At 50.4% G+C, this 17,506-nt stretch carries 12 protein-coding genes; 2 read left to right on the plus strand and 10 right to left on the minus strand.

Going from position 1 to position 17,506, the window contains the following annotated elements:
* Positions 1-173: 173 nt before the first annotated feature.
* Together R2K28_RS07570 and R2K28_RS07575 are read left to right on the plus strand one after the other, a co-directional pair.
* Entirely contained in the window at positions 174-1,526 is a 1,353-nt protein-coding gene (locus R2K28_RS07570; protein WP_316368884.1) for an ATP-binding protein, read from the plus strand.
* A gap of 425 nt (positions 1,527-1,951) precedes the next feature.
* The gene (locus tag R2K28_RS07575; protein WP_316368885.1) at positions 1,952-5,374 is read left to right on the plus strand and encodes a PKD domain-containing protein; all 3,423 of its coding nucleotides are present in this window, start codon (positions 1,952-1,954) and stop codon (positions 5,372-5,374) included.
* 54 nt (positions 5,375-5,428) lie between these two features.
* On the opposite strand, the gene R2K28_RS07580 is transcribed toward R2K28_RS07575, so the two are convergent.
* The 10 genes from R2K28_RS07580 to R2K28_RS07625 all read right to left on the minus strand — a co-directional run bounded on the left by R2K28_RS07580 (position 5,429) and on the right by R2K28_RS07625 (position 17,491).
* Entirely contained in the window at positions 5,429-6,337 is a 909-nt protein-coding gene (locus R2K28_RS07580; protein ID WP_316368886.1) for a PhnD/SsuA/transferrin family substrate-binding protein, read from the minus strand.
* Complete coding sequence (locus R2K28_RS07585) at positions 6,327-7,232, minus strand: phosphate/phosphite/phosphonate ABC transporter substrate-binding protein (protein ID WP_316368887.1); 906 nt, start codon at positions 7,230-7,232, stop codon at positions 6,327-6,329. The genes R2K28_RS07580 and R2K28_RS07585 overlap by 11 nt, the downstream gene beginning before the upstream one ends.
* 111 nt (positions 7,233-7,343) lie before the next feature.
* Complete coding sequence (locus R2K28_RS07590) at positions 7,344-9,677, minus strand: putative bifunctional diguanylate cyclase/phosphodiesterase (RefSeq protein WP_316368888.1); 2,334 nt, start codon at positions 9,675-9,677, stop codon at positions 7,344-7,346.
* 113 nt (positions 9,678-9,790) lie between these two features.
* Positions 9,791-10,645 (minus strand): phosphate/phosphite/phosphonate ABC transporter substrate-binding protein, encoded by an 855-nt coding sequence (locus R2K28_RS07595; RefSeq protein ID WP_316368889.1) that lies wholly within the window; start codon positions 10,643-10,645, stop codon positions 9,791-9,793.
* Between the two features lie 68 nt (positions 10,646-10,713).
* On the minus strand, positions 10,714-12,141 hold the full coding sequence (locus R2K28_RS07600; RefSeq protein ID WP_316368890.1) for a TolC family protein: 1,428 nt from the start codon (positions 12,139-12,141) through the stop codon (positions 10,714-10,716).
* Positions 12,142-12,317: 176 nt separating this feature from the next.
* Positions 12,318-12,821: a ferritin family protein gene (locus R2K28_RS07605; RefSeq protein WP_316368892.1), complete on the minus strand. Its 504-nt coding sequence runs from the start codon at positions 12,819-12,821 to the stop codon at positions 12,318-12,320.
* Positions 12,822-12,975: 154 nt separating this feature from the next.
* Positions 12,976-14,832 carry an FAD-dependent oxidoreductase gene (locus tag R2K28_RS07610; RefSeq protein WP_316368893.1) on the minus strand — a complete coding sequence of 619 codons (1,857 nt, stop codon included), beginning with the start codon at positions 14,830-14,832 and terminating at the stop codon, positions 12,976-12,978.
* A 130-nt stretch (positions 14,833-14,962) separates the two neighbouring features.
* Positions 14,963-16,105: an NADH-quinone oxidoreductase subunit D gene (locus tag R2K28_RS07615; RefSeq protein WP_316368894.1), complete on the minus strand. Its 1,143-nt coding sequence runs from the start codon at positions 16,103-16,105 to the stop codon at positions 14,963-14,965.
* Between the two features lie 106 nt (positions 16,106-16,211).
* Positions 16,212-16,781, minus strand: coding sequence for an NADH-quinone oxidoreductase subunit C (locus tag R2K28_RS07620; protein ID WP_316368896.1), 570 nt, complete (start codon positions 16,779-16,781; stop codon positions 16,212-16,214).
* Positions 16,778-17,491 carry an NADH-quinone oxidoreductase subunit B gene (locus R2K28_RS07625; protein ID WP_316368897.1) on the minus strand — a complete coding sequence of 238 codons (714 nt, stop codon included), beginning with the start codon at positions 17,489-17,491 and terminating at the stop codon, positions 16,778-16,780. Before R2K28_RS07625 ends, R2K28_RS07620 begins: the two co-directional genes overlap by 4 nt.
* Positions 17,492-17,506 lie beyond the last annotated feature (15 nt).

The following is a 17,506-nucleotide window of genomic DNA, read 5'->3' on the forward strand; positions in this document are numbered from 1 at the left end:
TCGAAAACTCGATTTTTCCTTGTTTTTAGTTCCTGACCTGTGCTGATTGTTATGTTGCAGATGGTGATTGGAAGCGGTTTCAGGTTCAATTTTGAATAAGCAGGTAGCGAATCGACTGGATAGGAATAGATGGATTCAGTGTCCTGAAGTATCACCGTGCAAAGGAGTTATAGATGATCGTGCGTTCCCTAAGCATGCGCCTGCTGCTGATGTTGCTGATTTCGACATTGCTGTTATGGGGCACGATCCTCTATTTTACCTGGTGGCGAACCAGCAGTGAAATCAACCAGGTCTACAATGCCGAATTGGCATTGGTAGGCCAGTTGTTGGCGGTTGCAACTGAACACGAATCGGAAGAGTTCGACCTGGATGAGTATCAAACCGACTTAAATGAATCCAAGTATACATTTCCTTTGCTGTTTCAGGTTTGGTCCCATGAAGACAGGTTGATGATACGTGGCCCTGAAGCACCTGATTTCCCATTGTCCAGTTCTATTCTTGATGGTTACACAGACAGCGATATAAATGGTCAGATGTGGCGTGTCTATACCATGAACCTGACAAATCATGATTTCCGGGTACAGGTTGCCCGCAGCCATCTGACAAGCCATCAATTGGTGCGTGATTTCGTTGTGGATGTCATCAGACCGCTGTTGATCGCCCTACCTTTGTCGGGAATTCTCTGGCTTATCGTGCATCAGGGTTTGCAACCGGTGCGGGAGGTGGCACGTCTGATCAGAGAACGCGATTATGCTCATCTCAATCCCATTCAGCCAAGCCATGTACCCAAAGAGATTGCTGGAGTGGTGGATGAGCTGAATAGACTATTGGCAAGATTGAAACAATCCATCGATCGTAATAGCCGCTTTACAGCGGATGTGGCGCATGAGTTACGCACGCCGATCGCGGGTATGCTCGTACAGCTTCAGTCGGGCACAAACGAATCTGAGGAGGAAAAGGGCAGGTCGGGTTTCTCACAGGTCAAGAAAGGATTGAATCGTCTCAACCATGTGATAAATCAATTACTGGTGCTGGCCTCCATCGAACCGGAAAAGATTCGTCATGGTTTTAACGAACTGGATCTTGAGGCATTGGCGCAGGAGACCCTGGCGGACATTTCACCGCAGGCATTGAGTAAAGATATCGAAATGGCACTGGAGTGCAGTGAATCGGTCACCATGCAAGGTAATCGGGAGTTGATTGGAATATTACTCAACAATCTTGTCAGCAACGCCATCAAATTCACTCCCAACAAGAGTAGTGTCACGATCAAAATTGCCCGTGTAGGGGACGGTGTACTTCTGATTGTGGAAGATCAGGGACAGGGCATACCGGATGATAAGAAAAAATGGGTGTTCGAACGCCTCAATCGTCTGCCCGGTGAGACCGAAGCGGGCGCAGGATTAGGCCTGTCCATCGTTAAGGAGATCTGTGAGATCCATCAAGGATCCATCACCCTCAGCGATCCTGAACAGGGTAGTGGCTTAATTGTGAATTTGTTCTTTCCTTGTTTAAGAAAATCTTAATTATCGCCTGCTAATTTACCTATTAGTAAGACGATTTCTCTGATTTTTATAGACAAAAAACGGCCAGGATCGGAGAGAAATTATCCAATTGATAATCGTTAGATTCGCACATGGCGGGAACTTTAACAAACCCTGAATGGGCAATATAACGGCTTGTATATTACGAATAATCATAGACGATTGGTCGATTTACCCTTGCCCGCGTGTCCTCCCCACATGCGGGTTTTTTTTTATCTGAATTTGCGACCTGGCGCAGAGAAATTATCTGAATGAGAAGCACATCCTGCCTGCCTTAAGCAAACCTTAATATAATCTTGCTAATTTGATTTCGATAGCCACCAGTCCGCAATGGAAAGTAGGGAAACACCTACAGCTACAGTCTGGTATTAGCCATATTCACAGCTATACCTGGGGAGATCTTTTCAATGGGTACCTGTACAAAACGACCATCCAGCAGAGCTATGCATCTGCTGCTATGCACTGCTTTGATTTTCGGCTTTTCAAGCACTCTTCTTGCCGCGAAGAGACCCTCCGTTTTCGATATCGATCGGGCAAAATGGGATTCCAGGAAAGATCAGCTTGTAGTTAAGGGAGGAGGTGCCACTAACCAGGATGTGAGCATATTGAATGCAGCGACAGGGGAGGTACTTGGTACAGTCGCCTCAGGTCGTGATTGGCGATTCAAGCTAACGATCACCGATGATGCTCAGGTTCCCTGTCGGGTATCAGCTGTTCGCACATCGGACGGAACGACAGTTGAGAAGGATGTTAGCCGAGCGCCAAGCAACTGTGATGATGGATCTGGTGACACCCCAAATGAGCCGCCCACAGCGCAAGCCAATGGCCCGTATAGCGCCATTACCGGTTCTGCCATCGATTTCAGTAGCGCCGGCTCCAGTGATACGGATGGCACTATTGACTCCTATACCTGGAACTTCGGTGACGGTAATGAAAGTAGTGACCCCAACCCCAGCCATACTTATGCGGATCCAGGCACCTATACGGTAACCTTGACGGTTACGGATAATGATGGCGACAGCGATAGTGACAGCACGACAGCCAGCGTTGAAGATGATCAACAACCGGGTAATGGGCCACCGACAGCGAACGCCAATGGTCCGTATAGCGCCATTACCGGTTCTGCCATCGATTTCAGTAGCGCCGGCTCCAGTGATACGGATGGCACTATTGCCTCCTATGCCTGGAACTTCGGTGACGGCAATGATAGTAGTGACCCCAACCCCAGCCATACTTATGCGGATCCAGGCATCTATACGGTAACCTTGACGGTTACGGATAATGATGGCGATAGCGACAGTGACAGCGCAACCGCTACCGTTGAAGATGATCAACAACCGGGCAATGAGCCACCGACAGCGAACGCCAATGGTCCTTATGACGGTATGGCCGGTGAGGCTGTGAGTTTCACCAGCGCGGGTTCGAACGATCCTGAAAATTCTGCACTGACTTATACATGGGATTTCGGAGATGGGAATGGCAGTACCGAGGCCAATCCAACCCACACCTATGATGCCCCTGATGTGTACGATGTATCCCTGACTGTAGCGGATGCCGATGGGCTCTCAGACAGCGATTCAACGACCGCGACGATCCAGGACGATCAGCCGCCACCGCCAGTATCGGGTGTGTCAATCAACTCCACCAGTCAGAATGGTGTACCGACAGGTGCGGCTGTGTCAGAGCTGCAGCTGATCAATGGTAACGACTATAAGGTGTTTGCGGTGAATGACCTGGGTATGCATTGCGGAGATTTCGATACCCGTATTTCAAGTATCCTGCCACCCTTCAATGTGCTGCATGCGACGGTTATACAGCGTGGTCAGGAGCCCAATATCCTGGGTCGTGATGATGGCGCCGAAGTCTACTATTCAGCGGCATCGAATCCGGATGATCCTATTTTGACGGGCGAAAACTCCGCGGGTTCCGGCCCAGTCTATTCCAGCAGAAACCCGATTACAGGTGAGGTATTCAAGACCAATTTCTGGGATGTGGCGCGAGAGGCCTATGCACCATTCTATCCGGCTGAACCATTCTTTGCGGATGGTGTGCTTTCACTTTTCTATCCGGATGGACCAGTGGCAGACATTCTCGATGTGGGTCTTCCGATGCCGAATGTGGAGCTCTTTTACCTGACAAGTCCCGGGACATTGGAGGCAGATCAACAAGACATGCCTGGTCGTGATGGTCCATATCTCGTGAATGCTGAACAGAAGTTCGAAGCCTATGTTGTGGATCAGCCCTTCTTCATCAATCCGGCATTTCAATTTGGCTATGTCAAAGAGGGTGTGAACTGGTTTGAAGCACCCGGTATTCCCGTGACGGCATTTGACGATGACGGCAGAGAGAATCCATGGCCGCTTTATCGTGTCCAGGCAAAGGTTGCTGGGAATGTGGTTGCCTCTGTGGATACGGTCGTCCCGATCTCCGGTGAAGCCAACTGTGGCGCCTGTCATGGTGCTGCAGAGGATGGTGGCAATGGTACAGCAACCGGGCAGCTTGCCTATATCGCTAGCGCTTTCGACGATGATCCGCAATATGGCGTTGTACCTCTGGAGGTCAGCAAGGAGTATGCGGCAGACTTGAATCTGGTGCGTTTGCATGACTTGAAGCACAGTGATAAATATCCCGAGGGTTTTGGCACGCTAGAAGAGAATACGCCTGTCGTCTGTCAGCAGTGTCACTATACGCCGGCCCTCGATCTTGCCCAGCTTGGACCGCTGGACGGGGATGTAGGCACCACCGCGAATGGTCGTAGACAGGGCAACGTCAAGAGTATGTCAAACGTGATGCATAGCCATCATGGCAGTGTGACAGACGGGGCAGGTAACAAGCTCTTCCCTGATATGCCTGCAGCGATCAAGGATGAGTTTGGTATCGTCGCCAATCATGAAGAACGCCGACAGGTCTTGGAAGAGACCTGTTATCAGTGTCATCCAGGTCGTCGTACCGACTGTCTGCGCGGCGCGATGTCCAACGGCGGCATGCTTTGTCAGGATTGCCATGGTGATATGGAGCAGGTGGGTGACGATTTCACCCGTGGTGTATCACCGACAACCCCAGGTGCGTTTGAACTGGGAGGTGATTTCTACACCAATGCAGATCAGCCTCGTGTGCCTTGGGCCAATGAGCCGGGTTGCGGTTCCTGCCACACCGGTGATGCCATGAGTAACCTGGCCGGCACATCCGGAACCGTGGTCAATCCTGCCGATGCGGACGGTAATGAGGATAATATCCGTCTCTTCCAGGCCTTTCGCTCGGGTGATGCCAAGGCTACCCCGATTGTGCCGACCAATAAGCGTTTTGCAGAGAATGTCATCGAAGCCGACAATCCTGCAGTGTCGGGTCCAAACGATCCACGCATTGGCAATCCCATGTTGTATCGTGTCAGCACCGGGCATGAAGGGGTCTTCTGTGAAGCCTGTCATGGATCGACTCATGGCATTTGGCCGAATAAGAACGAGTTGGCCAATGACAACGTGGCGGCCGGGCAGTTACAGGGTCACAAGGGCACTATCATAGAGTGCAGCACCTGTCATGAAGGCGATCTCGGCGACACCCTGGGTGGTCCGCACGGTATGCATCCTGTCGGTGCAACAAGCTTTGCCGACGGAGGTCATGCCAGCCTTGTTGAACGTAATTCGGATCAGTGTAAGGCGTGTCATGGCGAAGACGGGTTAGGTACCGTACTCTCCCGCATGGCCACAGACCGTGTGCTTGAATGTGACAACAGCACCAGCTTCTGTCCTGACGGCAACAACGCCGAGTTCACCAAGGGCTATATGGTTGGCTGTGTCGAATGTCATGAGTATCAGATAAATCACGATTGATTGGTGGTTACACTTACCCGCGTGTCTTCCCACACGCGGGTTTTTTTATCCCAATCACTCTCTACCATTGGCGGATATCAGTTCTTCATACTCCTGTTTTAACACGCGGGCCGAGTGCAGGTCCTGATCAGTTATTTTTACCATGCCTTTTGCCTTGAATAGGGATAGCAGGTGGATGGTTTTTGGGTATTCATGCAGCCGGGCCATCATCTGGTCAACGTGCCGGGTAAAATCGGATGGTACAGATTTATTCACGCCAATGACCATGGGGACCATGGGTTCCGAAGCGATCAGGACCTCCAATTGGTGGGAAATTTGTGTGTTCAATTCGCTGGCCAGGCTGAAGGAAGCATCTGTGACCAGGGCCGCATCGGCCTTGTTGAAAAACAGATCAATAATTGCAGTGTTGATATCAGTAACCGCATTTGAAGTTGAAAAGAAACCCTCGGCAACGGGAAGCCCCTGTTTCATGAGCGCTACGTCGAGAAATAGCAGTCCGAGATTGAACCCTGTAGGGTGGATCAGACGTTTTTGTCTCAGTTGCGCCAGGTTTTTTATTTTGTCTGAGCGCCGGGTCAAGAGAATAATATTTTGTAATTTATTCGGCCCGATAATGACCGAGTAGCGATAGGATGGGTTGATCATGTGATCGATTTCGAGGTAGTCCAGGGTGTTGGTCAGGACTGCATCGAGCCGATGTTGCCGCATATCTTGAATGGCATCCTGTGGTGAATTAACGTCGATAAACATCCCCTTCTTGCCAATGTTTTTCATGAAATCAAGAAAAATCATTTCGGTTGCAATGCTGGTATCGATACGGTTGGTGGAAAACACCAGACGCGACATGATACCGATAATGGCAGTATCGCGATCGTAAGGGTCGTTAGCGTAACTTCCATGAATGAAAAAAAACGTCAGGCATAACCCGATTAACAGTCGCCCTTTGTGCGAGTTAATTTGCATCGCCTGAGCTGCTAGGGTAATCATGTTTCCTCGATCCAAGCAGTTTCATCATTGCCTGATATTCACTGAATAAGCGACGGCTTTCGAGTATTTGACTCTTTTTCAATTTAACAAACTTTTTAGCTTGAAATAGTGAGAGCAAATTCTTGATACGCGGGTTTTCATTAGCCTTGGTGAGATGGCTGCTGACTTCTTGAGTTATGGAAATCGGAATATTTTTATTCATAGCAATAATCTGAGGAACTATATTGACGGATGATAAGAGTATCTCCAGGTTCTTCGGAATCTGCTTGTTTAATTCAGCAGCTAGTTCATATGTAACATCTGTCACAAGAGCGCAATCTGTTTTACCAAAAAACAGATCGATTACTGCTGTGTTGATATCGTTTACCTCTTCAATGTGAGCAAAAAAGTTTGCACTTTGTGGAAGTCCTCTCTTTAGCAGTTCAATATCGAGATAGTAGTTGCCATGAAAATGCCCACTTGGGATGGATATAGATTTACCTCGTAATTCCTCAACTTTAGAGATATGGTCTTTTTTTCGCGTAATCAGAAGTATTTTTTGATGGATATTCGGGGAGAATAGTACTGTGTGTATGTAATCGGTATTGAGTAGATGCTCCATTTTGAAATAGTCAAATATGTCAATGAATACTGCATCAATATAATTATTGGACAAGTCCTGTTTTAGTTTTTCAACGTCCACATAAAGCTTGATTTCAGACTTCATGCCTATCTGGCCAAAGATCTCTTTGATAAGAACATTGGTGGCAATGGTTGTGTCTTTCGCATCGGCAGAATACAAGACTTTTTCCATGCGGCCGAAATAGCCAATATCGGGTATGTCGCCCTGATATCTTTCTGATAAGGGTGTCGTGCCGGCATGTGTTGACAAAAGAAGCAAGCAACAGCACATCAGGCAGGCAATGGAAAATCGAGTGTTCATGTCAGGATAAAAATACAGATCGTCACAATTTGTTGATTGTGAAACTTGGCTGTGACCGAATCAGTTTATTTGCCTCCCTTCTTTTTTACGATGAGTATTGAGTAAGGTTACATTGGTTTTTTTAATTAATGCCTTGAGTTCGTCAGCACTCATCGGTTTGTGGAAGTAGTAACCCTGAATCAATTTACAGCCATGGGTTCTCAACCACTCTACCTGAGCTTGATTTTCAACGCCCTCACCTATGGTGATGATCTCCAGGTCACGGGCCAGTGATATAATCGAGTTCGAGACTGCAATCGTTTTGCGGTCGTGAGGTATTCTGTTGATAAACGATTTATCGATCTTTATTACATCGATAGGCAGTTCAGTAAGATAGCTGAGTGATGAAAATCCGGTGCCGAAATCGTCAACCGCCAAGCCAAAACCCAACCTTTTCAATTGATTTAAGAGAGGAAGATTCTTACCCTCTTCGTTGACCAGTACGTGTTCAGTAAACTCAAGCTGAATATGATGTGAAGAGACGTCATACTCGATGAGGGTTTTTTGCAGTCGTTCGGTAAAATTAGTATCGAGTAGTTCATTGCCAGAGACATTGATGGAAACGGTGATATCAAAATCCCATGCTTTGATCTGTTGGCAGACTCTGTCAAAAACCCACTCACCAACATCACGGATCAAACCAGCCTGTTCAGCGATGGGGATGAATTTGCCTGGTGGTATCATGCCACGATCAGGGTGTTTCCAGCGTAGCAGAGCCTCACAGTGGTGGATCTCACGATTTTCGCTATCAACGAATGGTTGATAGACCATATAGAGTCCGGACGTAGCAATCGCCTTTCTGAGTGAGCTTTCGATGTCAAGATAGTCACGTATGTCATGGTGCATCTCCTCCGAAAAGAAACGAAATGCATTTTTGCCACTCTTTTTCGCTGCATACATGGCTGTGTCGGCATTCTTGATCAACTCTTTTGTATTTAAGCCGTCATTAGGGTAGACCACTACGCCAATGCTTGCACTGACACGTAATTCACGGTCATTGCAATAGAATGGAACCTGAAAGCGTCTCAGGATGGCAGCGGTAACCTGGCTGATGGATTCCTTGCTTTTGACCCCCTTTATAATGGCTGTAAATTCATCGCCGCCGAGTCGGCAGACAATATCATCGCTACGCAGGGACTCCTGGATACGCCAGCCTGATTCACTCAGGACAATATCACCAACCTCATGGCCGAGGGAGTCGTTAATGATCTTGAAGTTGTCCAGGTCGAGAAAAATGACAGCCAAGCCGCTGTTGAATGCTTCCGATTCATCGACGGCCTCGGTGAGGCGGTCCATGAAATAGCGACGATTGGGCAATTTTGTCAATTTATCGATATAGGCAAGAACCTCCAATTCGTGTTCCAGCTGCTTGCGTCGGGTAATGTCGGAGAGTATGACAAAATAACCACCGCTATCCATTTCATCAATATCAAAGCGCTCAATGCGCATGGTCATGTGGGTCAGGTCGTGATTGATCGTGCTGATGGTGATATCTGTCGACCAGTCGTGTTGGTTGATATTTGAGAATTCATTTGTGATTTCGTGCTGTTTGCTTCTACCTACCTTCAAATGATTGAGAAATGTGTAAAGAGACATGCCAGTGAAGTAGTCGTCACTTTGATTAATAATATTTTTCAAGGCAGCGTTTACGAAAATGAGCTTATCGTTATTATCGAATATGGCGATGGCATCATTGGTATCTTCAACCAGGCGTGCAAGACGACGCAGATCCCGGGTGTTACTGTCGAGACTTTCAGCCATGCCATTTAGAGTATTCGCTAGCACGCTGATTTCACCAATCGCATCGGTGGGCGCGCGTGCGGTCAATTCGCCATTTGCCAATCTATCGGCTGTATCCCGCAGTTTGCTCAGTTGCTGCCCAAGTCTCAATGAGCTGGTGTGCAGAAGAAAAAGGGATATGAACACCAAAATAAAGCTGAATACCATTACATTTATGTAATAGCTTGATTTTAAGGCTTCATATTCAGTGGCAGATAAACCGAGGGTGAAGATACCCCAGTTGAGGCCGCTGATATTGATTGGCGTGGTAAAAATAAATTCGTTGGCAGCATCATCGTTACTGACAGTCTTTACATGTTCGATCGTATATGGGGAAGTAGATTCTAATAGAGAGCGATCAAAAGGCTGTTCCAAACTATGAACTGTCCACTCATCACCGGTGAGCTTGATCTTAATGCCGTCCGACGAGGTAAATGTCACAAATGATATTTCAGGTGACTGCTTTAAGACCTTTCTGACATAGGATATAACAAAGCTGAAGTCCTCTGTATATAATGCTTCACTGCAAGCAGCTATGGTTGAATGGGCGAAGGTATCCCCTTGAATAGCGATCATTCGTACCAGTTTGCTGTTATAGAGAGGCAGCAGGATGATGGAAAAAATGATATTGACACCCAGCAGAATCAAGGCGATCCGTTTAAAGAGATGTCTGAAGATCGTGGTCTGTTTCATTGAGATATAACTTTGTTCTTCAGTTTTGCGTACTCTTTATTGAGTCTACCCAGAGTGCGAAAATCATCATTGGTAATCTTTTTTACCCCCTCAAAACGAAAGTTCTTTTTCAGATATCGCAAACGGGGAAAGTCATTGAGTGTCTCCGCGAAAGGTAGATACTTCTCAACTAGATGGGGTGAAAATCCTTTCCGCATGCCAATTACCATGTGGATCAATGGTGGAGAGCTAAGGATCGTTAGTAGAGACTGTGGAATTTGACGATTCAGTTCACTTGCGACTTCAAAGGAAAAGTCTGTCACCAGGGCGGCATCGACCTGGCCGAAGAAGAGGTTGATTATGGCAGCGTTGGTTTCGGCCGTATAACGTACTTCTGAAAAAAACTCGGCCGCCACGGGCATGCCTGCGCGCATCAATTCAACATCGAGATACCGCTGGCCAACCATATGCCCGGTAGGTACGATAAGTTTTTTGTTACGTAGTGCTTCTAAACTATTGATACCGCTGTCACGTCTTACAAGAAGAATATATTTTGACTTGATGGATGGTCCATGTTGTATTGCATAGATGTGCTCTCTGCTTAGATATTCGATATTGTTAAGAAAAAATACCGGACTCATGAATGAGGCATCAAGCTTGCCAGAAGTAAGCTGGTTTTCCAGTATCTGGTCCGTTTCGTAGATCTTGATCTTGAGCTGATTATTCTCATCCTTGTACATCTCGTTGAACAGTAGACTTATGAGAATCTCCAGGTCAGCGATCCGCATGTCATAGGTGGATTCCGCACTGCCACCGACACGAATAACGGTCCGATCATCGGCAGCAGCCGAGACCGATACCAAAAAAAACATTCCTATGATTCCGATCAATCCGTGGAGATGCCTAAGCTTTCTGTTCACTGAATTGAAATCATTGCGCTTTACTCAATCGCCTCGCTTCCCAAGAGGTAGGCGATTTCGGCCAGGTGAAGTGCCTGATCATGGGCGGCACGGGCAAGGTTGGCGCGTACCATGGCATCCATTAGATTTGCCTCGATGACCTTTTCGGTTTTCACCGCACCGGTCTGGTAGGCACGATTGCTAAGATCGAGGTTTTGCTCCGAGGTGTCGACCGCTTGCTGTGTGATGGTGATCTGTTTCCGTGCGGCCCCGGCCTGTAGGAAGAGGTGTTTGATCTGTGTCGCAGTGCTTTCGCTGAGGAGCAGCTTCTGCTGCTCCTTTTGTGCCTGTTCCGCCTTGGCCGCCGCGACGCGATTTCTGATCAGGCCGCCATCAAACAGCTTCAGCTCCATGCCGATTGCCAAATGCCAGGCATGTTTGTTTTCATCCACACTCAGGCCGCCATCCAGGTCATTTTCGAAGCCATTCACCGAGGCCATCAGGCCGATGGTTGGATAGTGATCACTTTTGGCAGTATCGACTTTTGCCTCATAGGCCTCCACGGCCAGTGACAACTGTTCAATCTGGGGATTGAATTTCAGTGCCTGTTCGATGAGTCGGTCAAGTTGCAGATCTTTCCCGGTATTCGGATACTCTTTTGTGCCGAGCTGGATCTGCACCTGCCACTCCAGCCCCATGGTAAAGGCTAGTGCGGCCAACGCGGCCTGATTTTTGGCTGCCAGCTCTTCATAGGTCGATTCCGCCAGGGCATGGGCCAGTTTGCTTTGCAGTAGATCGAGCTTGTTAACCGAATCGGAACCACCATCGTAGAAGGCCTGGGTGATATCTCTCAATACTTCGAAGGAGATGGTGATATCCTGAGCCAGGGAGGCAAGCTGCTGAGTATAGAGTGCGGTATAGTAGTAACGTTTTACATCCTGCACGATCTGCAGATTGGTTCTATGTACCTCCTTGGTGGCGATATCGACCCCGAGCCTCGCCTGTTCAATCAGACTCGAACGTTTGCCCCCGGTATAGAGCGGGTAAGTCATTTCCAGGGAGTAGTGAGAAGTGTCCCTGCCCAACATATCGATATCCAGTGCGGGTACTTGCACCGGTGGCAGCATACCTGGGGCCACATCGAAACGTTGTGCCGGGTACTCGAAAATTGCCGTCTCATCCCGACGTAGGAAATTGGCATTCAGGCTGAGTGTTGGCCAGTAGGTTGAGCGGGCCTGTTGGTACTGGGCCTCCGCAATCGCGACTGATTTTTGCGAAATGGTCTTTAGTCGATTGTTTTCCAGCGCCGTGGCGATTGCCTCGTCCAGGGTGTAGGACTTGGCGCTATTAGCCGATACTGGCTTGATTAAGGGGAGTAACAGGAATAAAAGTAGTAAGGCAAATGCTGGAATAAACCCAATGAGAAAAGGGACAGGCTGAGCAGCCTCCCTTGTAAGTCGTTTTGTCATTTTATTATCCTCTGCAATGACTGTGTCCAGCCATGAACACGCAATGCAGGCTGCCAACAGAGTCCCTCTTAGTTTCCAACCGAGAGGTGTAGTGTTCCATTTACTACATTAATAATAGTCTAGATTTATTCTAAAATTGTAGCAAATAAGCTAATTCTCATGTTCCACGTGGATGATCAAACGCCACCACTATGAATCGTCTCGTAGTAGATTTTTTCCAATTGATTCTTATGCAGGGTCTCTTCGTTGGCGAGGAAGAGAAACAGATCCTTGATCGGTCCCGGTTGGGTGCTTTTTGCCAACGCGTGGTACTGTTCCATGGCTGCGTGTTCGCGACCCAGGGCATATTGAAGAACCGCCTGATCGTCGGGTTTATCTCCCAGTTCAGGCAGGTGGATGCAATCCGAAAAGCGCTTGTCACTGGCCGGGGTCTCCACCATGGCCTGGATATGCTGTCCGATATCGGGTCGTGACCTGAGCTCGTTGAACAGATCGAAATGGCGCTGCTCCTCGTCAGCAAGTTCCTCCACCAGATAGCGGATCTGTTTGCTGACCTTGGGGATCAGGGCGGTGTAGAAGTCCCGCGCAGTGCGCTCGAACTCGATCGCCACCTCGAGGATCTCGCTGAGGCTCTTTTTTGATTGCAGCCTGTCTTGGCCGCTACTTTGTCCTTCGTTCATATCCAACCCCGGTATGTTGTAAGTTTTGAGTTTTGAGTTTTTAGTTATAGTGTGCGCTTCGCGCACGCTCTATAGATGAAGAAAATAAGTGTGAGCGAAGCGAACTCATCCAACTCAAAACTCAAAACTAAAAACTCAAAACTAATATCTAAAACTACTTTCCCCCTAGCCATGTTTCGATGCTCTCCGCCACACGATGACCATCCGCGACGGCATGCACCACATCCGGTCCGTTGACACAGTCACCCGCGGCCCAGAGCCACTCCACCGAGGTGCGGCCGTTTTCATCGATCTTGATACGCCCCCGGTTCCACTCCAGTTCTTCACTGAGGTTCTCTCCGAGTATCGAGACATCGGACATCTGGCCGATGGCCTCGATCACCATATCGCCCTCATGTATCCGCTCATCGCTTTCATCATAGGCGGGAGCGAAGCGACCCTGGTCATCGAAGATGGAGCGAACCTTCCAGGTCTTCAGACCTTTCAGACGGCCTCGTTCGACTATGCAGGCCTGGGGGCCCCGTGCGTCGAAAATCTCAATACCCTCCTCATGACACTCCTTGACCTCCACCGGATCGGCAAGGAAGTGGGCCTTGTCTTCAAGGGCGGTCACCGTTACGGCCACCTGGCCATGCTTGCGTTTCTGCATCCGGGCCAGGCTGCGGGCGATATCCATGGCCACATTGCCGCCACCGATAACAACGGCCTTTTTGGGTAGTTTGAATTTTTCATCATTGGTGATCATGCGTAGCAGATCCACCGCTTTTGTGACCTGCTTGTGATCCGCCCCTGGTATCCGGGTAGAGCGTCCCAGGTGGAGACCGATCGCCAGCACCACGGCATCGTAATCGCTCTGCAACTGCTGCATGCTGATATCCACGCCGACCCGGGTATTGGTCTGGATCTTCACCCCCAACGAGGTGATGACATCGACATCCCGGTCGAGCATATCGTAGGGCAGGCGATAGGAGGGAATGCCGTATCTGGGCATACCGCCGGCCGCTTCCCTGGCCTCGAATACGGTCACCTGATGGCCTTTTCGAACCAGATCGTAGGCGGCAGTGAGACCGGCGGGGCCGGCACCGATGATGGCAATCCGTCTGCCGCTCAGATAGTCGACCTTCTCCTCGGCGGCGATCTGTTTGATCCGCTCATGATCCACCGCATCCATGGCATAGCGCTTCAACCAGCGAATCGCTACCGGCTCGCCACGCCGGCCGATGGAACAGGCATCCTCGCAGCGATGGGTACAGACACGACCGCAGACATGGGAGAAGGGGTTGCTTCTATAGATCCAGCGCACGGCCTCTTCAGGCTTCCCCTGCCAGATCGCACGGATATACTCCGGTGCATCCATATGGGTCGGGCAGGCATCATTACACATGCCGCACTGTACACAGCGCGAGGCCTCGATCACCGCCTGTTGTTCACTGTAGCCATGCACGATCTCATTGAAATTATCGATCCTGGCTGCCGGTTCCATCTCCTGCATCTGCTGCCGATCCAGGTCCAGCATGTCGGAGTCGACACTCTTCTGCCACCCCAGGCCGTAGAATTTACCATGAATGCCGGTCTCGTCCGGCAGAATGAAATAGCTGTCGATCTCCTCCTGGGTACAGGTATGGACATACTCCCGGGAGAGGGATATGGACCCGGTGGGGCAGATATCGACACACAGGGCACACCAGCAACAGCGTCCATAGTCGATGGCAGGACGCAGGTTGCGTATGCCGTTGATCGGATCTTCGGGCAGGTGAGGGACCTTCACCATGGTAATCGCCGCATTGTCGCAGACCTTCTGACAGGAGCTGCAGCCGATACACTTTTCGTGATCATTGAGGTGAAAACCGCGATAGTTGGCTGCCGCCGGTCTCGGCTCCAGAGGCACGGTGACGGGCTTGCGGGCGAAGAACTGGAGTGCCTTTAACGGCGCCAGGATGGAACCATGATCTCCATGTGCGATTGGAGAATTTTGAATATTGAATTTTGACTTTTGAATTGGCTTTGTCATCGTCTAAGTATCTTGACTCGTTGTGACAACGGATGCTATCCGTTGGATAGGCTCCGGTGCGGCAAGCCGCACCCTACCGACGATTGTGATGTAGGGTGCGGCTTGCCGCACCGTTCAGGAACTGAGCTGTTCATCGGTCCACCTCGGGAGGACAGGCATCTAGCGAAAACATGGTCTGTGCAATATCCTCGATACGCGACCCCACCGATAGTTTTTCCAGGACCTGTACCGCATGCATCGACGAGGGCCCCCGCACGTGTACCCGGTAGGGTTTGGGACCACCGTCCGAGACCACGTAGTAACAGAGTTCGCCCTTGGATGACTCGACCCGGGTGTAGACCTCTCCAGCCGGTACATTCCAGGCCAGCGGGTTGGGTATGGGGGCGCGAATCGGACCATGGATATCGGGAAGCGCTTCTACTACCTGACGTACTATGCGGATGCTCTGCATCAATTCATGACGCCGTACCAGGGTGCGGGCCCAGGCATCGCCGCTCTCTTCGGTGGGTATATCGAAATCCAGTTGATCGTAGATCAGGTAGGGATCGTCCCGGCGGACGTCGAACTCGAGACCGGTGGCGCGCAGGTTCGGTCCGGTTACACCCCATGCGAGGGCCTGCTCCTGGCTCAATACGCCGACGCCCTTGGCGCGCTTGACGAAGACCTGGTTCTTGAAGAAGAGGTCGTCGTAGTCGGGGAGACGGGACTCGATATAGTCGAGGGTTTCACTCACACGTTGCAGAAAGCCGGGTGGCAGTTCCCGCCGCACTCCGCCGGGGATGTTGTAGATACTGTAGACACGGCCCCCGGTGAACTCCTCGAACAAATCCAGGACCAGATCCCGATCCGCAACCCCCCAATACATGGTGCTGTACATGCCGGTGGTGGCGGCATGTCCACCGAAGGTAAAAAGATGGGCGGCAATACGCGACAGCTCCAATTGCATAACCCGGATCCAGGTAGCCCGTTGTGGGACATGCAGGCCGCACAGCTGTTCTACCGCCATGGAGTAGCAGAGCTCCATGGGGGATGGGTCGGGTACGCAGATACGCGGCACCAGGGCGATGTTCTGAATCCACAGGCGCTGTTCCATCAACTTTTCGAAACCCCGATGCAGATAGCCACCATCGGCCTTGGCTTCCAGCACCACATCACCGTGCAGCTTCACCTTCAAGGCATAGTTGCCCTCGATGCCGGGATGGTTAGGGCCAAAGTTGAGCTCGAATTCGTTGCTCGGCGGCTGGCGTTGGGCTTCGTAGTTCTCAGGTCTCATTTGTACTCGCTGTGCTCGTAAGTTTTGAGTTTTTAGTTATGAGTTTTGAGTTGTCGGTGTTCGCTACGCTCACGCTCTTCAAACTAAAAACTCACAACTTTTATGACTATTTTTTCTTCTGACTAAACCGCTGCTCCTCCGGCGGAATAATCACTCCCCCTCCTTCGGCCACCAGCTCCTGCAGCCACTCCGGATTGTAGTTCTGCCAGCTCAGGTGTTCGTTGATGTAGGCTTCGCTGTCGAACTCCTTGCGCATTGGTGGCGGACCGTCCCACTCGGTGAGGATGAATTTCTCCATATTCGGGCTGCCTTCGAAGTGGATGCCGTACATCTCATGGATATCGCGTTCGAAAAAGGCGGCAGGCTGATAGAGGTCGTAGACCGACAGATAGACTCCTGGCTCACGGGAAATACGTATGTGGGCGGAGACCAGGGAGTGGCTCTCGTAGGACCAGACATGGTAGACCAGCTCGAACTCGTCATCATCGATCCAGTCGACACAACTGATGGCGGAGAGGTGAATATAACCGGCACGTCCCTGCAGCAGTTCCAGCAGGGCGGGCAGGGCATCGGCGGGCACATCCACGCGCACCCGGCGGCTGCTCTTACGGCGTACCACTATACCCTCGATCTCCTCCAGCAGATCATCCAGCCAGTGGGCGATTTGCTTACTCATTTGACAGGCTCCTTCAGGTCATGACCCAGGCGCATATCCAGTGCCTCCAAGGGCTTTTGGTGCTGCTCCAGCAGGCGGGTGTGTTCACCCAGGGTGCCTTCGCTCAACAGGTCGTAGTGTTTCGCTTCGGTGATGATATCGGTAGGGGTCTGCCAATCCTCGCCAAACAGTTTCTGTTGGTTGCCGAGGTAGTAGTCGTAGTTGCGGAAGTAGTCCTCCCAGCTGTTCGCCTCACCGGAGTGGATTCGATCCATCAGTTGCTGCAGGCCGGTGATGACCGCTTCTGGTCTCGGCATACAACCGGCGATATAGAGATCCACCGGCATATATTCGTCGAGTTTTTTCGCCGTGGCGTAGCTCTGCCAATACATGCCGCCGTTGACGGTGCAGGAACAGATGCCGATAACATATTTGGGTGAGCCCATCTGTTCATAGGTCAGGATCACCCGCTTCAGGGTCTTGATCGAGACATAACCGGTTATCAACAGGATGTCGGCCTGGCGGGGCGAGACCATGGGTTGAATACCCAGGCGTTCCATGTCGAAACGCGAGGTCATGGCAGGTGGCAGTTCAATGGCGCCACAACCGGTACAGTAGTGCAGGATGAACAGGGAACGGGAGCGGCAGAAGCGGACGAGGTCGTCGAAAACCCGGGATAGCGGGTTTCCCTTCTTCGCTTCGATAACCGGAATCTTGCTTATTGATGTCATCGTACATATCCAAGG

Origin of the sequence: Candidatus Thiodiazotropha sp. CDECU1 (assembly GCF_963455295.1) — a bacterium.
GTDB lineage: Bacteria > Pseudomonadota > Gammaproteobacteria > Chromatiales > Chromatiaceae > Thiodiazotropha.